This window comes from uncultured Sunxiuqinia sp., assembly GCF_963974515.1.
In the GTDB taxonomy this organism is placed as follows: Bacteria; Bacteroidota; Bacteroidia; order Bacteroidales; family Prolixibacteraceae; genus Sunxiuqinia.
This window is the reverse complement of record NZ_CAXBDD010000001.1, coordinates 13,919-33,463: the sequence shown is the minus strand read 5'-3', so window position 1 is coordinate 33,463 and position 19,545 is coordinate 13,919. Positions and strand designations below refer to the sequence as shown.

The following is a 19,545-nucleotide window of genomic DNA, read 5'->3' as shown; positions in this document are numbered from 1 at the left end:
CAGGTATCAAATTTAAGTAAAATAACAAAAAGCAACGCCTTTTTTCGGTGAATGGCCGATTTTAATCCCTGAGTGGTTTCGGCCTGCTAACACATCCTTTGCAAAATTAACTGACTGAAATTCCTTTGATGTTAGTTGACTTTGGTTACTCCACCTGAAACAACAAATTTCATCGCTTCGGAAGGAGGCATTTCCAGTGGTTTTACGGCCGATGCCGTAATCATGTACAACTCACCCGAAAAGTTATAGGAGTGTGGGAAGTAAACAGCAACCAAGCCTTCCATTCCCATTTCAGCCATGCTTTTCTGGGTTACGAAGCCAATCTTCCACAGGTTGTTTTCTTTGTTGATTTCAACCAGAACCGGCCGGTTGAATTTTTTCTCCTTGCCAACAAATGCGGAAAACAAATCGACCAGCGAGCTATAAATCACCTGCAGTAGCGGCGCTTTTTTGAGTAACTGGTCTGCCAGGGCCTTAAAGGGGCTCGAAACAATGGATTGCCCGACAAAGCCAAGAACGGTAATCAGACCCACAATAATCAGCAACCCCAGGCCGGGGATGGCATAACCAAACCAGCTTTCCAGTTGGTTTCGCAAAATTCCATCAATGAAATCAAAAATAAGAAAGACAATATAAATGGTAATAACGATGGGTGCAACCAACACCAATCCTTGCATAAAATAAGTAAGTAACTTTTTCATTTGCCTGTATTTTTTAAGGTTCTGAGTCCATTATTGAGTTGCAGAAGCGCCAGATTTTTGGTTTGGGAAAGGTACAAAATAAACCCGTCCGTCGGAATTGATCCGGGAGTGTTCTTTGTATTTTTTGATAAGTAATTGGTTTGCGATTGACTGTTGGCTCATACAGGAATCACTGTCGGATGTGGGAGCCCATTAACAAATGTTAGTTCTTTGATTCCGGTTTCGATGAACCTCCCTGAACAGGAGCTTGTTAATTTTTAATAAGCTGGAATTTAAAAGATTGAATATGAATCAGATTAGTGATACAGCGTATTGGCTAGAACACGAAAAAAGAACCTGGCCTCAAATATGGAAACGGTTTGGGCGCATTTTGTCATTGGCGGTTTTGTCGGGTATGCTGCTGAACTGCTCACCCAGGATGACAAGCGTTTCGATTCCTGTTGATAGTCCCGAGAGGTTTGTTGAGTCCGGCGTTCAGGCGGTCCCTGAACAATGGTGGACTGTGTTCGAAGACCCACAGCTCAATGCTTTGGTTGACAGTGCGCTCAATTCCAACTTCAATCTAAAAACAGCTTGGGAACGGCTACGGGCCGCCAGTGCAGTGGCTGATAGGGAGGCGTCAGCGCTTTTCCCAAGTTTGGATGGTTCGGTGCATGCCGAAAGAAATCGCTCGCAATCACAGTTCCGCGACAGCGAAGTGCTTCAGCTTGGATTAAGCTCTGAATATGAAATTGACTTGTGGGGCCGAATCCAGTCGGGTCTTGATGCAGAACGCTTCCGTGCAAAGGCATCCTATGCCGATTATCAAACCGCCGCATTGTCGCTTACGGCTGAGATTGTCCGAACTTGGTATCAGTTGACCGAAGCCCGAAATCAGTTGCAACTTGCGAATGAGCAGGTTGAAATTAATGAACAAGTGTTGCGCCTTATTAAGGCGCGGTTTGGTAGTGGTTTGATACGCGGGGTAGACATCTTACGTCAGGAGCAATTGTTGGAGGGTACCACCGGGCAAAAAATTGCAGCTGAAGTGCGCGTTCAAATGCTGAAGCATCAATTGGCAGTGTTGTTGGGACAAGTGCCCCGGCAGGCACTTAGTGATGCTGCCGATCATTTACCGGAGCTTCCACCTTTGCCTGAAACGGGGTTGCCGGTTGAGTTGGTACAACGACGCCCGGATGTGCAAAGCGCATTTCATTTGCTTCAGGCTGCCGATCGGGAACTGGCTTCAGCCATCAGCAGTCGGTATCCGCGGCTGAACTTGACAGCTTCAATTTCTACAGCGGCGATTAACGCTGATAAGTTGTTCGACGATTGGGCCTATTCTGTTGCCGGGAGTTTGCTGGCACCGCTTTTTTACGGGGGCCAGATCAATGCTGAGGTTGATCGGTCGGAAGCAGTCAGACAGCAACGACTGCACCAATATGGGCAGGCAGTTTTGATGGCTTTTCGCGAAGTGGAAGATGCGCTGATTCAGGAGCAGAAACAGGCGGAGAGCATTCAAAGCCTGGAGTCACAGGTTCGTTTATCGAAGCAAACTTATGAGCAGCTGCAGTTGGCTTACTTTAACGGGATGAGCAATTACCTTGATGTGTTGACGGCCTTGGATGAGCAGCAACGATTGCAGCGTGATCTTCTTGCAGCGAATTTGGAGTTGCTGGAATATCGGATTGCTTTGTATCGAGCACTGGCCGGCGGATTCGAAACAAAACGCGAAACCGATTTGCCGGGCTAACATTAGGTTCCAAAAATAGACAACAGCCGATGATGACAATCAAATTTGCAAACCAGATCCAAATCATATGAATCCTAAAAAGACACTTTTTATAAGCCTGGTGATTTTACTGGCTGCGGTTGCAGTTACCTTGGTTATTTTTTCAACCGAACCCAAAGCTACCAGCGAAGGGGCAACCCGCGAAAGCGCCATGCTGGTTGAGGTAAGCGGTGTTGAGCGCGGAGATTATCAACCTTTGGTCGTTGCAACAGGGGTGGTTATTCCGGCACAAGAGGTCGTGGTAAGTCCGCGGGTGAGTGGGCAGGTGGTTCATCGTTCGGAGGCTTTTACTCCTGGCGGGTTTGTAAGCAAAGGACAAAGCTTGCTGATGATTGACCCGGCAGATTATAATAACAGGCTTCAAATGCGAAAGAGCGAACTGCTTCAGGCGAAAGCTGATCTGGAGATGGAAATGGGGAGGCAGCATGTTGCCATGCAGGACTATCAGCTGGTAGAAGAAGGCCTAATCGGTGAAAATAAGGCGCTGGTTCTTCGCGAACCTCAGTTAAATGCAGCTAAATCGCGGGTTGAGTCGGCTGAGGCTGCCGTAAAACAGGCTGAGCTCGATCTGGAGCGGACAACTATTCGGGCACCGTTCGATGCGCATATTCTCAGCCGCGATGTGGCCTTGGGTTCGCAGGTCTCGCTCGGTGAAAGCCTTGGGCGTTTGGTGGGCATGGATGTGTACTGGGTGGAAGTGACCATTCCATTGGCCAAGTTGCACTGGCTTTCATTTCCAGGCGATGATGGAGAAAAAGGATCGCCGGTCAAAATTCGGAGCAGGACTGCCTGGGGGGCGGACGAATTCCGCTCAGGGCATTTATACAAACTGGTGGGTGCTTTGGAGAGTCAAACCCGCTTGGCACGCGTGCTGGTTGAAGTAAAGGATCCATTGGTACAGCAGCCGGCATCTGAAGGCCTGCCTCCATTGATGATTGGAGCTTTTCTGAAAACCGAAATAGAAGGGAAGAAACTGGAAGATGTCGTTCGTTTGAATCGAGATTACCTTCGTCAAAATGAAACAGTCTGGGTGATGGAAGATGGAAAACTACGTATCCGTGATGTGGAGATTATTTTTCGCGATGAGCATTACGCCTACATTACTGGTGGCCTGTATGAAGATGACCAGGTGGTTACCACGAATTTATCGACCGTTGTCGATGGAGCCGCACTTCGTGTGGAAGAGCCCGCCAATGCATCACAGGCAGGAGGCAATCAGAATCAGTCTGAAAATCATGATTCGGAAGGAGGCAGTAGATGAGCCGTTCAATTTCAGGAAAGATAAGGAAAAAGGATCGGAAAGGGTTAATCTCATATATGGCCCGGAACTCCATTGCAGCGAACTTGCTGATGATGATTTTGATTGGCGGTGGCATTTACACCATGATCTATATTCAAAAAGAAGTCTTTCCACAGTTTCAGCTCGATATTGTTGAAGTTAGTGTCGTTTACCCGGGAGCTGCGCCTTCGGAGGTGGAAATGGGAATCTTGATGCCGGTAGAAGAAGCCATCCGGGGCGTTGACGGAATTGAGGAAATTACGTCGACCGCTCGTGAAGGATCCGGAACCGTGGTGATTGAGCTGGTAACCGGAACCGAGCGGATGAAAGCTTTTCAGGATATCGACCAGGCGGTGAACCGGATTCGCACTTTTCCCGATGATATTGAAGAGCCGGAAGTCGTGCTCCAATCTCAGCAACAGGATGTGATGGAGATCGGATTGTATGGCGATGTCGATATTTGGACCCTTCGGAAACTGGCCGAACAGCTGCGTGAACGGTTATTAAGCGCAGAAGGGATTACCCAGGTTGAAATAGGGAATGTACCTGATTTTATGACCCATGTGGAAATTCCTAGGCATAAGCTCCGGGAGTACAACTTGACCCTGGGAGAAGTGGCTGATATTTTAGTTCGCTCAAGTGAAGATATCCCGGCGGGTGCCGTGGAAACAGCAACAGGCGAAATTCTGTTGCGCATGAAAGAGCGGAAGCAGTGGGCCGAGGAGTTTGGAAAGATCGAGATAATCAGCTCTGGAAATGGGGCGGTCGTTGCTTTAGCCGACCTGGCGGAGATTACCGATGGCTTTGAAGAGTCAGGTTTTCATGGTCAATTTAACCAGCAACAGTCTGTTGAAATAGAAATATTTCGTGTGGGAGATCAATCGCCCTTGACGATTGCTTCAACGGTGGAATCGGTGCTTCACGAGTTTGAACGGTCTCTTCCGCCGGGAGTCAAACACCGAATTGACAGCAATCGGGCTGAAGATTATCGGGAACGCTTGTCGTTGCTCACCGAAAACGGGATTCTGGCCATCGTGATTGTTTTGCTCATCCTCTCACTTTTTCTGGAAATTAAACTGGCTTTTTGGGTAATGATGGGTATGGCCATTTCTTTCATTGGTGGCATCTTGTTTTTGCCGATGGCAGGGGTTAGCCTGAATATGATTTCAATGTTTGGTTTTCTTGTTGCACTTGGTATTGTGGTCGACGACGCCATTGTGGTAGGAGAAAATGTACATGAAAAACGGCAGCATGGAATGGGAAACATGCAGGCTGCCATTGCCGGGACAAAAGACATTGCACGGCCGGTCATTTTCAGTATATTGACCAATATTATTGCGTTTATTCCGCTGCTTTTCATTCCTGGCACAACGGGTAAGTTCTGGTGGCCTTTGCCTGCCGTGGTAATCATTGTGTTGGCCGTTTCACTCTTTGAGGCCTTATTTATTCTTCCGGCACATTTAGGACATAGTAATCATAGAGATAAAAAAACATTCAAAGCGATTCGGTATATTGAATTTGGGCAACAAAGGTTCGCGGGGGCTTTCAATCGGTTTGTCGATCGGCGCTACCGACCATTTCTTGAGCTATGTCTGCGGCATCGTTACATCACTCTGAGTGTGGCTTTGGCTTTGCTGTTGATTGTAGGAGGCTACGGATACAGCGATCACATGGGAATGATTATGATGCCCGAAGTTTCAGCCGATGAAATAGAAGCAGGTGTGAGACTGCCGGTGGGCACTACGCCTGACCAGGCAGCCAAAGTAGCGAATGAAATTACACAATCGACCCAAAAGATGTTTGACGAGCATGATTTATACCGCGTGGCTGAAGGTATAAAAACCAACGTGCGCGGACAAAATTTCATCGACGTTGAAATTGTGATGCTACCGCCTGATGAGCGTGACATGAGTGCAAGTGACGTGATTGCTCTGTGGCGCGATGAATTGGGTGATATTGAAGGTGTGGACCAAATTACGTTTGAAGCCGAACGAGGACCGGGAGGATTTCAACAGGATATCAGCGTGGATTTAAGCCATTCAGACATTGACGTGTTGGAAAAAGCCAGTCAAGCCTTTTTCGAACGGGTTTCTGCCTTTGATAATACCCGCGATATCAGCGATAATTATGACAAAGGAAAGATGCAGTATGATTTTAAGTTGTTGCCAGAAGGGAGAAGTCTGGGCTTCACGCCGTCTGATGTTGGTCAGCAGGTACGCGATGCATTTTATGGAGCACTGGCTATGCGGCTGCTTAGGGAAACAAACGAAGTGGAAGTCAGGGTTAAGTTGCCACTCGAAGAACGGAAGGATATTTTTCATTTGGAAGACCTGATCATCCGGGCTCCGGATGGAACGGAGGTGCCTTTGTACGACGTGGTTGAATTAACCTCAGGAGAAGCTTTTACCAGCATCAACCGGCGTAATGGGCGGCGGATCGTCACTGTTGGTATGGATGTGGAACCTTCCAGTGCCACTTCGCGCGTGCTGGCAGCCATCAATTCGGAAACACTGCCGCAACTGAGAGCAGACTTTCCGGGAATAACATGGAGTTTTGAGGGTAGCCAGGCGGAGATGCGGGAATCAACCCAGGCATTGTGGGGTGGATTTTCACTGGCCATGTTAATCATCTATGCCTTGCTGGCGATTGCATTTAATAACTATGTCCAGCCCTTGATTGTGATGATGTCTATCCCTTTCGGAGTTGTTGGTGCCGTGATCGGGCACATATTGCTGGGCTACGATCTGTCGCTGATAAGTTTGATGGGTGTGATCGCCTTATCGGGTGTCGTGGTAAACGATTCGTTGATCATGATCGACTATGCCAACCGAAAACGCTCAGATCAGTCTGCTTTTGATGCTATCCATGAGGCAGGCTTACGGCGTTTCAGGCCCATTATGCTTACTACCTTCACTACTTTTGGGGGTTTAACTCCAATTATTCTGGAAACCTCACGGCAGGCGACCTTTTTGATTCCGATGGCGATTTCGCTGGGGTTTGGGATTATTTTTGCCACATCCATCATCCTGATTATTGTTCCCAGTTTATATATGATTTTGGAAGATGTTGTTGATTGGTTGAAGGCTAGGCGACAGGAGATTTCGACTCAATTATCGGATTGAACGATTTGCACCGATTCGACGATTATTTGCTCCAATACATCCAGGTTGACATCTGCCAGTTTTTTGATGTAAAGGCAGGATTTGCCGGTTTTGTGTTTCCCCAGTTTCCTGAAATGTTCGGACAGATTTTGATCATTTTCACAGGACATCAGATAAATGGCCAGGTTTTGTTTTCGGGGTGAGAATCCGGTCAGGAACCAATCGCCTTCACGTCCGCTGGCGTATTTATAATGGTATGTTCCAAAACCGATCATACCGTTTCCCCACATTTTGGGTTCGAAGCCAGTCACCCGGTGCATGATTTCAAGCAACTGGAAGCTATCTTTTCTTTTCTGCTCCGATTCGATAGTTTCGAGAAAATCGCTCAACGGGAAACTACTGGGTCTCGTTTTTAATTCAGCCATAACGCAAATTTTTATTCATAACAAACTGCAGCTCCCACTGGTTTTGGATTTTAATGCTTCATTGAAAAAACTGTCGCCGAGACCTTTTGGAATTGTTTATCTTCGTAGCGTGAAAAAAGTGCAGGACATCGTAACGCAAAATTCTTTCCGGAAGGAAGATCTGGTCGCTTTGCTTCAGGCTGAGGGAAGCGATCGGCAAATCTTGTTTGACGCCGCTCATGCGAAAAAACTGGAAGCCGTTGGTAACAAGGTCTTTTTTCGCGGCTTAGTCGAATTTTCCAATATTTGTTCGAAGGATTGCTTGTATTGTGGTATTCGCAAGAGCAATGAAAAAGTGGTTCGTTACGAAGCCAGCGATGAGAAAATTTTGGCGGCCTGCCGATTCGCCTGGGAAAATCGTTTTGGCTCGGTGGTCTTGCAATCGGGTGAGCTTTCGTCTCCAACGTTTGTGAATCGCGTTGACCGCTTGCTGAAATCCATCAAGCAACTTTCGAACAATGAGTTGGGTATCACTTTGTCGTGTGGTGAGCAAAGCCGTGACACTTATCTCCGTTGGTTCGAAAGTGGAGCGCATCGTTACCTGCTGCGCATTGAAAGCGCATCGCCCGAGTTGTATGCGAAAATTCACCCAAACAACCCGCATCATTCATTCGAAAAGCGACTGGACTGCCTTACAGTATTAAAAGACTGCGGCTACCAGGCCGGAACCGGTGTGATGATTGGCTTGCCTTTTCAAACAATCGAGCTTTTAGCCGATGATTTACTTTTCTTGAAAAAAATGGACGTGGACATGGTGGGTATGGGGCCGTACATTGAACACGAAGATACACCCTTATATGATTTTCGGAATCAATTAAAAAGCAAGTACGAACGGTTTGATATGGCTTTGAAAATGGTGGCCTCGCTGCGTTTGCTGATGCCTGATATTAACATTGCTGCGGCTACTGCGTTACAGGCTATTGATCCTGCGGGGAGAGAGAAAGCATTGAAAATTGGTGCCAACGTGATTATGCCTAACCTGACCCCCTGCGATTTCAGAAAAGAATACCAGCTTTATGAGGATAAACCATGCTTGGATGAAGATGCTGATTTGTGCCGTAACTGTCTGGAAGCCCGTATTGAGTTGGCTGGAGGAGAGATTGGCTACGGTGAGTGGGGAGATTCAAGGCATTTTTTTAAGCGAAGGAAAATCAGTTCAAAATAAAAAACAGCTAAAACAATTCGCCCCGCTTTTCTTTGAATTCCAGCTCATGGCGCAAAAGCCATTTTTTTCGCCACAGCCCACCGGCATAGCCCACCAGTTTTTTATTGCTGCCAATCACCCGGTGACATGGAATCACAATCGCCATCGGATTTTTTGAATTCGCCCCACCAACCGCCCGGACCAGATTCTTATCGCCTAACTTAAGTGCCAACTCCTGGTAACTGATGATCTGTCCATATTCGATCGTTTCCAACTGTTTCCAAACCCGCTTTTGAAAATCGGTTCCTTGTGGTTGAATTGGAAGGTTAAAGTGGTGCAGGCGCCCGCCGAAATAGTCGTCCAACTGGCGGGTGATGGTTTCCCTTAGTTTCAGATCAAATTTGTCGGTATTATGCTCGTGATCAACAAAATGGATGCTGGTGAGCTGTTGGCCGTTGCTGTCGAATTGCATCAGTCCGATCGGCGAAAGGTATGTGTATGATTCGGTCAATGGTTGCCTTTTTTCTCATCTGTTAACAATAAGGTAACGTAAAATTAACGTAAAAAGTTCAGTGAAAAGCGTTGGTGTCCGGGTTCATTTAATCCATCTTTTCCGGTCAATCTTCAATCGCACCATAAATAACAGCTGTCAGCCGGTCGTAAAACTCACCATGTTTGAAGGGGTTGATTTGGGTCATTCCAACGAAAATAAGATCTTCTTCAGGATCAATAAAAAACTTAGTACTAAAATAACCTCCCCACTCGTAGGTCCCCGGAGATTTTGAATTCAGTCCATTGGCTTCGTCGGTAATCAGGCCAAAACCCAGGCAAAACGTACTTCCCGGAATTTGGCTGATTCCTGCGCCTTTTTTGTTCAAAGCCACAAATTGGTCAGCCGTCATCAGTTCAATTGTTTTTCGCCCCAAAATTCGGTGTCCGTTGTATTCGCCGTCATTAACCAGCGCTTGGATGAAGCGAGCATAATCCATTGCTGTTGAGGATAGTCCGCCGCCGCCGGCATAGTGTCCCCGGTCTTTTCTTTTTGGGTAATCAATTAGCTGGACCAATCCATCGTCCTGCTTCATCACGGTTCCGTCGTCTGTCTGGGCATAAACGGGAACCAAGCGGCTGTGTTTTTCTTCCGGAAGATAAAAATGGGTGTCCACCATGCCAAGCGGATCAAACAAATGCTGTTGGAAATAATCCCTTAATGACAAACCTGAAACCACTTCAATAACGCGTCCCAAAACATCCACGTTCAGCCCGTAGTTGTAGCGGTCGCCCGGATGAAAGGCCAAAGGAACCTGGGCCAGCTTGTCGATAAACTGCTCGGTTGTCCACGAACTATGCGAAAGACCCACACCAAGCAGATCTAGTTTTTGGTAGATCGCCCGGATTTCATTGCTTTCAAAATCGCCATACACGATGCCTGAAGTGTGGGTGAGCAGATGACGGATGGTTATTGGCGTTTTTGGGGCTACGGTGGTGAAGCTTGAGTCGGCCGGGTTAAACGTATCTAAAACGCCGATCGATTTGAATGGCAGAATATAGCGATGGACCGGATCATCCAGTCCCAATTTCCCTTGTTCGTAAAGCTGCATGATTCCGACGGTTGTCACCGCTTTGGTCATCGAGGCAATCCGGAAAATATCATCGTTCTGATATTCTTCCCAGAAATTTAATGAGCGATACCCAAAGCTTTTGTAATAGACTATTTTTCCGTGCCGGGCGACTAAGAAAACCCCTCCGGGTAGCTGGCGGTCTCTCATATATCGATTAATCAAGCTATCAGCCAAGGCCAGGCGTTGTTCTGAAAAACCAGCTTGGACGGGCGGAACCTGTTCTAAGGGTAAGCTTCGTTCTTTCGGGATGGAAGTGCAGCCAACAAAAAGTAGAATGCCAGTGATATATCTAAGTAGCTTGAGCATAAACGCGATCTTCATGAATTATTAGACAGGACAATTTACGCAATTTTGATAAATGGGAGGAGGATTTGGACATAAAAAAGCCACTTCTTTTTTTGAAGTGGCTTCTGTTGGCAAGGATTTAGTAGCGATCGCGCGCTATGTATTTGGTATGCAAGAGATGGTGTGATTTTGGGCCCAGTGGTTCGCCCAAAAAATCTTGGTAGATTTTTAGTACTTCCGGGTTTTCATGTGATTTTCGCAAAGGCATGTCACTATCTTCAGCATAAATGGCTTCCATTCGTTTTTCCCGGATTTCAGGATTTGTGGGAATTGGCTGTCCTCCGCCGCCCAGACAACCTCCCGGACAAGCCATAATCTCGATGAAGTGATACTGGCTGGTTCCGTTTTTTACAGCCTCCATCACTTTGCGGGCATTCACCAGGCCATGGGCAACGGCGCATTTGAGTTCTACACCATCCAGAAAGGCCCATTCAGCCAGTGGACTCTCAATTTTTATGGTTGCTTCACGAACGCCTTCGATGCCACGAACCGGAGTGATGTTTAGGTTTTCGAAAGGAACGTCGCGCCCGGTCACCAGCTCGTAAGCTGTTCGAAGCGCTGCTTCCATAACACCGCCAGTTGCACCAAAGATGACCCCAGCTCCGGTTGATTCGCCCATCAACCGGTCGAATTTTTCATCGGGAAGCTTTTTAAAATCGATGCCAGCTTGTTTGATCATGATGGCCAATTCGCGGGTGGTGAGCACATAATCAACATCGCGGAAGCCACTGTCGTGCATTTCCGGGCGGTTCGCCTCAAACTTTTTGGCCGTGCATGGCATGATGGAAACTGAAACGATGTTTTCCGGATCGATCTTCCGGGCTTTGGCGTAATAGGTTTTTACCAGGGCTCCAAACATTTGCTGAGGTGATTTACAGGTGGATAGGTGCTCCAGAAGATCAGGGTAGATGTGTTCAATGTATTTGATCCAGCCTGGTGAGCAGGAGGTTGCCATGGGTAATTTAACATTAGGCTCTTTGTCCTTCATTACTTTCTTAAGTCGGTTCAGCAATTCTGTCCCTTCTTCTATAATAGTGAGATCGGCAGTAAAATCAGTATCTAGCACTGCGTTGAATCCCAAGCGTTTGAGGGCTGATACCATTTTCCCAGTTACCCGGGAACCTACCTCCATTCCCATTTCTTCGCCTAGCCCGACCCTTACAGCCGGCGCTGTTTGAACCACCACATGCTTTTCCGGATCGGAAATAGCGTCCCACACTTCTTCAATGTAGTTTCGCTCCACCAATGCTCCGGTAGGACAGTGGTTGACGCATTGTCCGCAGTTGGTGCAAACCACATCGTTCATGGCTTTTTCAAAGAATGCAGCTACTTTCATCTCATCGCCCTTGTAGGCCACGGTTAGGGCATTTACTCCCTGCAATTCAGCGCAAGTACGAACACAGCGTTGACAGCGAATGCATTTGCTGTCGTCTTTGATGATAGATGGCGAAAATTGATCGATGGTGTAATTTTTCAGAGGTGCCAGCCGAAGGAAATCCTGGGTCATAATTTTATATTCCGAGGCCAGTTCCTGCAATTCGCAGTTTCCGTTCTTATAGCACTTGGTGCAGTCGGCATTGTGTTCCGACAACAGCAGCTCAATGATGTGTTTCCGGGAGTTCCGTACTTTCAGACTGTTGGTTTGAATTTCCATTTCCTCTTCGCAAGGGGTGGCGCAGGCGGCTGCCAATCGTTTCTGTCCGGAAACTTCAACCACACATACCCGGCAGTTGCCGGCAATGCATAAATCTTTGTGAAAACACAAGGTTGGGATAATGATTCCCGCTTGATTCGCGGCATCGAGAATGGTCTTTCCGGGTTCCATCTCAAGTCCGATTCCATTAATGGAGACGTTTATTTTGTTGCTCATAGCATGTTTCTTAGTGGGTTAGTAGATCATTTCTTCTCTGAAATTTTCAACAATGGAACTAAACGAGTTGGCGACCGACTGGCCAAGTCCGCATTTTGCTGTGAGTTGCATGGTTTCTGTCAGTTTAAGCAGTTTGTCGAGGTATTGTGCTGGTTTGTCGCCCCGTTTTACCGCTTTAATGCCAAAGTGTAGTTGCTGACATCCTACCCGGCAGGGCGTACATTGCCCACAGCTTTCTTCGCGGAAAAATTCCAGATAATTGTCGAGCACATTGTACATGGATCGGGAACTGTTGAAAAGCATCATCGAACCACCGGTGGGCAGAGAGATGCCCGTTAGTCTGCCACGATAGCCAATGGTTGTTTTTTCGAATCGTTTGCGGGGGACCAAAAAGCCCGACGCGCCTCCAACCTGGACGGCTTTGGTATCGCCATCACCAAATTCGTTGACAAAATCTTGCAAACTCATGCCCAGTTCAAGTTCGTAAATGCCGGGTTTGGGTGTGTCGCCCGAAACAGAGAATAACTTAGAACCCCTCGAATACTGCACGCCGAGGTCGTAGAATTTTTTGGCGCCGTATTTAAAAATGGTAAAAGTGTGGGCCAGCGTTTCGACATTGTTAACCACCGTGGCTTTTCCCATATATCCGTTGGAACTGGGGTAAGGTGGTTTGTTTCGTGGTTCGCCCCGTTTGCCTTCCATCGATTCAAAGAGGGCGGTTTCTTCGCCACAAATGTAGGCCCCACTGCCCAGAAAAATTTTTATCGAGAAGTTGTGCCCAATCTGTTTACAATAGTATTCGAATTCCTGGATTACCCTATTCAGTTCGGGTACCAAAAACTTGTATTCGCCCCGAAGGTAAATATAGCCCTTGTTTGAACCGATCACGTATCCACATACTGCCATGGCCATCAGTACTTTATAGGGTACTTTTGATAAGATTTCGCGGTCTTTGAATGTCCCCGGCTCGCCCTCATCGGCATTGCAAATCACAAATTTCTCGTCCGATGGATCTTCGGCGGTCAGCTTCCATTTCAAACCGGTTGGAAAACCTGCGCCTCCGCGGCCCTTTAACTCCGAACTCATGAGCTCGTTGATTAATTCCTGGGTGGGACGCTTGAGTGTTTTATCCAGGATTCGTTCCCAGTCGTTTTCATTTTTGAAAATGAAATCAGCGCGCTTTAATTGATAGGAATGAGCAACCATGTTAGTTATTTTTTAAGGTAATGACTTAAAATTTCTCTCACCGACTCGGGGGTCAGTTCGGTATAAACTTCATCGTTGATGAGCATAGCCGGAGCCTTGTGGCACCACCCAAGACAATTCGTTTGCAGTAAAGAGAATTTACCATCTGAGGTAGTTTCACCCAACCCAATTTTCAACATGTCCTCGATGGTCAGCAGAATCTGATTCTTTCCCTTCATGGCGCAGGTGATGGTCTTGCACACCCGAATAAGGTATGTCCCCATTTTTTTGTGTTCCAGAAAAGAATAGAAAGTGGCAGTTCCATAAACATCGGCTGCGCTTAGGTTGAGCTCCCTCGCAATTTCGATCATGGAAAATTCTGACAGGTATTTTTCTTGCTCTACAACCCCCTGAAGAATGGGTAACAAATTGGCCCGGGTTCGTCCGTGCTCATCGGCCAGATTTTTAATTAGGTCCTGTACTGGATTCATATAAAATAGAATTAGTTGTTTAGTAAAATGACTAAATAGGTAATTTGTTGTCAGTAAGCGCCCAGCTGGAGGCAAGATCAGCTCGCTAATTGAACTTCCTGGTTTTCTTTCGAAGATCATTTGTTCAATTTGTTATAAAATTAGGGAAGCTGGGTGAGATAACTAGAAGACTTTTATCAGAAAGATGATTTTTTTTGCTGTTTTCCAACATAATTTGGTTATTGCAGATTAGATTGATTCTAAATAGGAAACAGCAAGTTTTTATTTAGTGAAAGTTGAATGATTTGAAAATCTTTTCTGCTTCGTACGGTCTTATCTCATTTGGTCTTTTAATTTTGCTAAAAATTGAATGGTCATGGCAACTGAGATTGAGCGCAAATTTTTGGTCAATGAAAAATTGCTGCCAGCAGCAGAACAAAAAATAGTGATGGTTCAGGCTTACCTGCAAGCAGACCCCGAGCGAACGGTGCGGGTGCGATTGGCGGATGGATCAGCCTTTTTGACGATCAAGGGCAAGCTGGTTGGTTTTTCCCGAAAAGAGTACGAATATCCGATTCCTCTTGAAGATGCAAGAGAGCTGCTTGATTTGGCGATTTATCCGCCGATTGAAAAAGTCCGTCATCTGATTTGGGTTGACGGGAAAAAGTGGGAAGTTGACTTTTTTGCCGGAGCCAACCAAGGGCTGGTGTTGGCCGAGCTGGAGTTGCCCGATGAAAATGAACAGGTTGAATTACCACCTTGGATAAAAACCGAGGTTACCGGCTTGGTGAAATACCATAATTCCTATTTGTCGCAGCATCCTTATTTGGAGTGGAAATAGGATTATGGCTTAATTTTTGCAGTCTTGCACAAGATTTTATTTGAAGTATCGTTTGTAAGTTAAGCCAAATAAACCGTTGGATTCATGAAGAACAGATTGACACGAACTGTTATTTTAATCATAACATTTTGCTACTTTAATTCTCAGGCTAATGAATTGCCGAGAAAGAACGATTCAGCAGTTGACTCTGTTGAAGTAAGTGTGGAGTATCTGAAGTTTTTTTTAGAACAACAAAACGATTGGAAACCTCGGAATGAGGAACTTCTGAAAAGCTTGAAGGGCTTGATTCATTTTGTTGAAGATGAAAAGATTGATACCATTTTGTATAAACTTAAAGCCTACCGTGAGAGTCATGATGGAGATTTTTTTTACCGCTTGCCTACGCGTGTTGCCGATAGCTTAAATGTCGAAGGCTATGTTCCGTATTCAAATGTTAGGGAACAACTTAATCAGCTGGAGCGGGCCATTCAGTCAACCATTGTCAAAGACCAGATTGCTGTGCCGGAGGAATTGTTTGTGAATATGAACGACAAGGTGAAGCTCCTGGAGCCAGGAGAAACGGATGTTTTACTACGCGATTCGCTGGTTTCTTTGCCCGATAGTCTGAAGAACTTTGATGCATTGCCGGATTCGTTGGTTCGCAGCCCGGCCGATTTCAGACGCCTGCAGCGGCTCGATAGCGCGAAGCATGCTTTCCTTGAAACTGCACGTCTGCAATACAATAGTAACGTCTTGCAAGCTTATGTCGATTCAGTGTCGGAGGCCTATCAGAATCGATATGTTCAGGATTATATACAACAGGCAAAATTCAATTTTAAGGATTCTGTTAAAACCCAAAATTATCTGGTTTTGGAAAGGTATAACAACTGGGTTATGGAATCGGTGAACGATTCAATCGCCCGCATGATCGATGTTTTAACAGATTATGCGGAGAAAGATTCGGTTGAAGTGTGGGTAAAAAACAGCGAAGGAGATTCAACCCAGGTTTGGTTGCGTAATGATGCTCAGCGTTACAGCCGGATGTTTTTAAAGAATGAGCAAAATGATTCGCTTGGAATCCGAATTCAGAATACCGCTAAAAACAGCATGCAGATTTTTATTGATGATGCAGTAACTTTGAAACGCTTTTCCTCGCAACGCACCAAAGACTATAATTTTGACCAGTTCGAGCCAGAAAGTAACCTGCGACAGATTGATAAACGATACCAAATCACTACGCCCTGGATCTTGGGTGGTGACGGAACGGTTGGTTTCACACAGACGGCGGTTAACAAATATTGGAAGAAAGGGGTTGGTTCCCTGTCAACATTGATGATTTTGAAAGGCTATGCCAACTATTCCTACCGAAAAGTGAAATGGGAAAACTCGGTCGAGCTCCGTAACGGCTGGATGAAACCTTCTGAAGACAAGATTCAGAAGAATGATGATAAGTTTGAGTTTATTTCGCGTTTCGGGCTGAGTGCTTTTAAAAAGTGGTATTACAGTGCGGAATTTGATTTTCAAACACAGATCTTTAATGGTTATAAGTATCCCGATCGCGACAATAAAGTTTCGGCATTTATGTCGCCTGCCAAGACACTTATCAAGCTTGGTTTGGACTATAAACCCAATAATAACTTCTCGTTATTCCTTTCGCCGTTTACCTCTAAAACCGTTTCGGTACGAGATACGGCAGAAGTTGATCCTACAAATTACGGAATCAAGGAAGGTAAAAAACGTTACTGGGAGCCCGGTTTAAACGCTGATATTTTCTTGAAGAAAGATCTCACACCAGATATCTCCTATCAAATGAAGTATAAAATGTTTATCAATTACAATTCGCCATTCACAAATTTCGACGTGGATTGGGAAAACAACGTGGTGATGAGGCTGAATGATTTTATGAACATGCGCATGCAAGTGCATTTCATTTTTGATGATAATGTTTTGTTTAACGTGGGAGAGGATAGTGCAGGAAACGCAATTTTGGAACCCCGGTGGCAGGTGAAAGAATTTATTACCATTGGTTTTTCTTATAAATTAAATAAGCGTATTTTTCGGCGAGAAAAAGTAAATTAAGCTATTGGGCATTTTGGAATTAAGATTTGATTCTCGGGATACGCTCATTTTACGAGAACATGAACAGGTGTAGTTACATCATCAATTAAGAATCTCAAATGAAAAACTATAAAAAATACTTTCGTCTGGCGGCCAATCCGGCTGATGTTTACAATGCGTTGACCAACCAGGTGATGCTCGAAATTTGGACGGGAGAAGATGCGGTGATGGAGGAAAAACCCGATACCGAATTTTCGCTTTGGGATGGAAGCATCTGTGGCAAAAACCTTGAATTTGTCAAAGATTTTAAGTTGGTTCAGGAATGGTATTTCGGAGAGCAGGACGAACCGTCGATCGTTACCATCAAATTGCATAAAGATGGCGCTGGAACAAGCATGGAAATCGTGCATACCAATATTCCGGATGAGGCGTACGACAATATTGTGGAGGGCTGGAAAGAAGATTATTTTGACGCGCTGAACCAGTTGTTTGAAGAATAATCTACTTAGAAAGTTTCAAGTTTCAAATCCCAAGTTTCGGGTTTCAAGTTGTCCAGCCGCAAGAAACTATAGGGATAAGTGTTCAGTTTTCGGTCCCAGTAGGCAGAAGGCTGCAAGCGGCAAAAATCCCGTCGCAAGCGAATCAACCGATTAACCCTTGAGTCCCCTACGAACGTTCCGCCTGTTTGTCGGGAAGCTTTCGTACTAGTACGAATGATCCGCTGGCAAGCAGGGAAGCATTCGTACCAATATAACAGCCAGTCAGGCGCCATAAAGGGTATTGCGACTGGATTTGTCCGACGGGCTTCATGCTGCGCTGTTTTTACAGGGGCTTTAGCATCATTCAAGGTCCTCTTCTCTTCCCCTGCTGATTTACCAATCCTGAATTCAATTCAATCCTATTTTCCTGAGTTGCTGACAAAGGAAATCTGCTGGCTGTCGGGCGACCACGATGGAACGTTGATGGTGCCTTGTCCGCCATACAGGTAGGCGATCACTTTCGGGGCTCCGCCCGATGTAGACATGAGCCGCAGCATGACCCGCTTGTACGACGGGTGCGAGTTGAATTCAATATCCGGGGGAAACGAGATAAAAGCAATCCATTTACCATCGGGAGAAATGTGGGGAAACCAGTCGTTGTATTCGTCAAAGGTAATTTGCTCTTTTCCGCTGCCATCTGGTTTCATGCGCCAGAGCTGCATGGTTCCCGACTGGCTGCCGTTGTAATAGATGTATTGTCCGTCGGGCGAATATTCGCAGCCATCCACATGTTCGCCGGGTTTGCAGTTGGTCAGTGCCACTTCTTTCCCGCCTTTGATGGAATTTTTATAGATGTTGTACCCGCTGCTTTCACCGCGTTGTGCCACATAAACCACCTCTTTGTGGTTGGGCGCCCAGCCATGCCAGTATGACGGTGTTTCTTCGGTTACCAGTTGTGGTGTGCCACCTTCAAGAGGCAATACGTAAACCGTTGATCCTCCGCCATTCATCCCTTCTCTGTGGTGGCTGATGGCCAGTAGCTTTCCATCGAAGGAAATGCCGTGGTCGTTATTGTTGCGGTTGGCAAAGCCGGTGTTGAGCTGTTCCAATTCGCCGCCTCCAACCGGAATGGTATAGAGCAAACCATCCCTGTTGAATAATAGTTTCTTGCCATCAGGCATCCAGTTGGGCGCTTCAAAGCGGTCGTCTTGCTCGTAAATCACTTTTCGTTTGCCACTGAATACGTTCATGGTTTCCAGCCGGCAGCCCAGCCAGCCCTCTTGTCCGGGATGATAATCGTCCGCAACCGGTTGGTCGATTCGTACGTTCCATACTTTGGCTTGTTCTATGACTTCGGGATTATGCGAATTGATGAAAAGGCCGGCCAGCACTTCATCAGGCAGGTTTTCCATCACCTGACATCCGATGATTTGCAGTGGTTCTCCAGGATGTGCCGCACGAAAAATCATGGTCTTGCCCGAACGTTCCAGTTGCAGGATCTGGTAGTTGGGTTTAGGAGCCACGAGCTGATCTTCCGGATCGCGCATGAAAGCACCTTTGAGCAGGCGCCACTGCATCACTGTTAATCCGTCACCGTGCAAAACGGCGGAACAATGCGCCGCATTTTCTTCATCCGAAGCACGAACCATCCAGCCGGTTTTGCGATGCGGGTCAACACCTTCTCCGATAAACGCAAAGTTGGCAGTGAGAATGAAATCGCCTTTGATCTTGCTGTTCAGAAAGTGAAATTCATCGCGTTCAAACCAAATGTTGTAACCGGATCCGCGAAGGGTGTATTCCTGTGTTTGATCGTCGAACGAAACTGAGCCGGAAAGTCTGGGATTGCCGATATCATGACTCGAAGAAAAGGACCCGATAGGTTGCTGGGCAAGGGTCGTGGTGGCGAGCACACACAAAAGAAGCCAAAAAAAGTGTTTCATGGTTGGTGTCGATTAGCGTTTATATTGATTCCATTAAAGATAGGAAAAATGAATATCCGCGAGATTACCTCATGTCATTAAAAATACATTCAGTGGTCAATAGGTGGCTATTCAGTTGTTTTGACACGATTAACGACAATAAAAATGATTAGGAATGACATGAATTGACAGCCACGACGGAATCCGCAGGCAGGTGTGTAAGCGGACAATTTTGTTGGCGGGAATTCAATCACAAAAAAACCTGTGAGCGTCGGCCCACAGGTTTTTTAATATTATTACGTCAATAGTTTATATAA

At 46.2% G+C, this 19,545-nt stretch carries 16 protein-coding genes; 7 read left to right on the top strand and 9 right to left on the bottom strand.

Features of this window, described 5'->3' with window-relative positions; genetic code table 11:
• Window positions 1–131: 131 nt before the first annotated feature.
• A complete protein-coding gene (locus tag AAC033_RS00130) occupies window positions 132–701 on the bottom strand; it encodes a DUF502 domain-containing protein (protein WP_339734072.1) in 570 nt (189 codons plus the stop codon).
• Between the two features lie 286 nt (window positions 702–987).
• On the opposite strand from AAC033_RS00130, the gene AAC033_RS00125 reads away from it, so the two are divergent.
• From AAC033_RS00125 to AAC033_RS00115, 3 genes are all read left to right on the top strand, one after another.
• Entirely contained in the window at window positions 988–2,433 is a 1,446-nt protein-coding gene (locus tag AAC033_RS00125; RefSeq protein ID WP_339734070.1) for an efflux transporter outer membrane subunit, read from the top strand.
• Window positions 2,434–2,500: 67 nt separating this feature from the next.
• Window positions 2,501–3,733, top strand: a complete 1,233-nt coding sequence (locus tag AAC033_RS00120; RefSeq protein WP_339734068.1) for an efflux RND transporter periplasmic adaptor subunit — start codon at window positions 2,501–2,503, stop codon at window positions 3,731–3,733.
• Window positions 3,730–6,873 carry an efflux RND transporter permease subunit gene (locus tag AAC033_RS00115; RefSeq protein ID WP_339734066.1) on the top strand — a complete coding sequence of 1,048 codons (3,144 nt, stop codon included), beginning with the start codon at window positions 3,730–3,732 and terminating at the stop codon, window positions 6,871–6,873. The genes AAC033_RS00120 and AAC033_RS00115 overlap by 4 nt, the downstream gene beginning before the upstream one ends.
• On the opposite strand, the gene AAC033_RS00110 is transcribed toward AAC033_RS00115, so the two are convergent.
• Window positions 6,858–7,277: a DUF1801 domain-containing protein gene (locus AAC033_RS00110; RefSeq protein WP_339734064.1), complete on the bottom strand. Its 420-nt coding sequence runs from the start codon at window positions 7,275–7,277 to the stop codon at window positions 6,858–6,860. The genes AAC033_RS00115 and AAC033_RS00110 overlap by 16 nt on opposite strands.
• A gap of 109 nt (window positions 7,278–7,386) precedes the next feature.
• On the opposite strand from AAC033_RS00110, the gene hydE reads away from it, so the two are divergent.
• A complete protein-coding gene (gene hydE / locus AAC033_RS00105) occupies window positions 7,387–8,481 on the top strand; it encodes a [FeFe] hydrogenase H-cluster radical SAM maturase HydE (RefSeq protein ID WP_339734062.1) in 1,095 nt (364 codons plus the stop codon).
• 7 nt (window positions 8,482–8,488) lie between these two features.
• On the opposite strand, the gene AAC033_RS00100 is transcribed toward hydE, so the two are convergent.
• The 5 genes from AAC033_RS00100 to AAC033_RS00080 all read right to left on the bottom strand — a co-directional run bounded on the left by AAC033_RS00100 (window position 8,489) and on the right by AAC033_RS00080 (window position 13,973).
• Window positions 8,489–8,971, bottom strand: a complete 483-nt coding sequence (locus AAC033_RS00100; RefSeq protein WP_339734060.1) for a methylated-DNA--[protein]-cysteine S-methyltransferase — start codon at window positions 8,969–8,971, stop codon at window positions 8,489–8,491.
• A 106-nt stretch (window positions 8,972–9,077) separates the two neighbouring features.
• Window positions 9,078–10,388 (bottom strand): serine hydrolase domain-containing protein, encoded by a 1,311-nt coding sequence (locus AAC033_RS00095; RefSeq protein ID WP_339734058.1) that lies wholly within the window; start codon window positions 10,386–10,388, stop codon window positions 9,078–9,080.
• A 118-nt stretch (window positions 10,389–10,506) separates the two neighbouring features.
• Window positions 10,507–12,297, bottom strand: coding sequence for an NADH-dependent [FeFe] hydrogenase, group A6 (locus tag AAC033_RS00090; protein ID WP_339734056.1), 1,791 nt, complete (start codon window positions 12,295–12,297; stop codon window positions 10,507–10,509).
• A gap of 18 nt (window positions 12,298–12,315) precedes the next feature.
• A complete protein-coding gene (locus AAC033_RS00085; RefSeq protein WP_339734054.1) occupies window positions 12,316–13,503 on the bottom strand; it encodes an NADH-ubiquinone oxidoreductase-F iron-sulfur binding region domain-containing protein in 1,188 nt (395 codons plus the stop codon).
• Window positions 13,504–13,508: 5 nt separating this feature from the next.
• Window positions 13,509–13,973, bottom strand: coding sequence for an NAD(P)H-dependent oxidoreductase subunit E (locus AAC033_RS00080; protein ID WP_339734052.1), 465 nt, complete (start codon window positions 13,971–13,973; stop codon window positions 13,509–13,511).
• Between the two features lie 355 nt (window positions 13,974–14,328).
• On the opposite strand from AAC033_RS00080, the gene AAC033_RS00075 reads away from it, so the two are divergent.
• From AAC033_RS00075 to AAC033_RS00065, 3 genes are all read left to right on the top strand, one after another.
• Window positions 14,329–14,793, top strand: a complete 465-nt coding sequence (locus AAC033_RS00075; RefSeq protein WP_339734050.1) for a CYTH domain-containing protein — start codon at window positions 14,329–14,331, stop codon at window positions 14,791–14,793.
• Window positions 14,794–14,877: 84 nt separating this feature from the next.
• Window positions 14,878–16,851 carry a DUF3078 domain-containing protein gene (locus AAC033_RS00070; RefSeq protein WP_339734048.1) on the top strand — a complete coding sequence of 658 codons (1,974 nt, stop codon included), beginning with the start codon at window positions 14,878–14,880 and terminating at the stop codon, window positions 16,849–16,851.
• Window positions 16,852–16,949: 98 nt separating this feature from the next.
• On the top strand, window positions 16,950–17,330 hold the full coding sequence (locus AAC033_RS00065) for an SRPBCC domain-containing protein (protein WP_339734046.1): 381 nt from the start codon (window positions 16,950–16,952) through the stop codon (window positions 17,328–17,330).
• A 166-nt stretch (window positions 17,331–17,496) separates the two neighbouring features.
• On the opposite strand, the gene AAC033_RS00060 is transcribed toward AAC033_RS00065, so the two are convergent.
• Together AAC033_RS00060 and AAC033_RS00055 are read right to left on the bottom strand one after the other, a co-directional pair.
• On the bottom strand, window positions 17,497–17,640 hold the full coding sequence (locus AAC033_RS00060; protein WP_339734044.1) for a hypothetical protein: 144 nt from the start codon (window positions 17,638–17,640) through the stop codon (window positions 17,497–17,499).
• A gap of 88 nt (window positions 17,641–17,728) precedes the next feature.
• A complete protein-coding gene (locus AAC033_RS00055) occupies window positions 17,729–19,249 on the bottom strand; it encodes a biopolymer transporter TolR (RefSeq protein ID WP_339734042.1) in 1,521 nt (506 codons plus the stop codon).
• Window positions 19,250–19,545: the final 296 nt, after the last annotated feature.

Bases quoted from the DNA above. Each gene is read 5' to 3' on its own strand.
- AAC033_RS00130 (WP_339734072.1), bottom strand. From the start codon at position 701: ATGAAAAAGTTACTTACTTATTTTATGCAAGGATTGGTGTTGGTTGCA.
- AAC033_RS00125 (WP_339734070.1), top strand. From the start codon at position 988: ATGAATCAGATTAGTGATACAGCGTATTGGCTAGAACACGAAAAAAGA.
- AAC033_RS00120 (WP_339734068.1), top strand. From the start codon at position 2,501: ATGAATCCTAAAAAGACACTTTTTATAAGCCTGGTGATTTTACTGGCT.
- AAC033_RS00115 (WP_339734066.1), top strand. From the start codon at position 3,730: ATGAGCCGTTCAATTTCAGGAAAGATAAGGAAAAAGGATCGGAAAGGG.
- AAC033_RS00110 (WP_339734064.1), bottom strand. From the start codon at position 7,277: ATGGCTGAATTAAAAACGAGACCCAGTAGTTTCCCGTTGAGCGATTTT.
- AAC033_RS00095 (WP_339734058.1), bottom strand. From the start codon at position 10,388: ATGCTCAAGCTACTTAGATATATCACTGGCATTCTACTTTTTGTTGGC.
- AAC033_RS00090 (WP_339734056.1), bottom strand. From the start codon at position 12,297: ATGAGCAACAAAATAAACGTCTCCATTAATGGAATCGGACTTGAGATG.
- AAC033_RS00085 (WP_339734054.1), bottom strand. From the start codon at position 13,503: ATGGTTGCTCATTCCTATCAATTAAAGCGCGCTGATTTCATTTTCAAA.
- AAC033_RS00080 (WP_339734052.1), bottom strand. From the start codon at position 13,973: ATGAATCCAGTACAGGACCTAATTAAAAATCTGGCCGATGAGCACGGA.
- AAC033_RS00075 (WP_339734050.1), top strand. From the start codon at position 14,329: ATGGCAACTGAGATTGAGCGCAAATTTTTGGTCAATGAAAAATTGCTG.
- AAC033_RS00070 (WP_339734048.1), top strand. From the start codon at position 14,878: ATGAAGAACAGATTGACACGAACTGTTATTTTAATCATAACATTTTGC.
- AAC033_RS00065 (WP_339734046.1), top strand. From the start codon at position 16,950: ATGAAAAACTATAAAAAATACTTTCGTCTGGCGGCCAATCCGGCTGAT.
- AAC033_RS00060 (WP_339734044.1), bottom strand. From the start codon at position 17,640: ATGAAGCCCGTCGGACAAATCCAGTCGCAATACCCTTTATGGCGCCTG.
- AAC033_RS00055 (WP_339734042.1), bottom strand. From the start codon at position 19,249: ATGAAACACTTTTTTTGGCTTCTTTTGTGTGTGCTCGCCACCACGACC.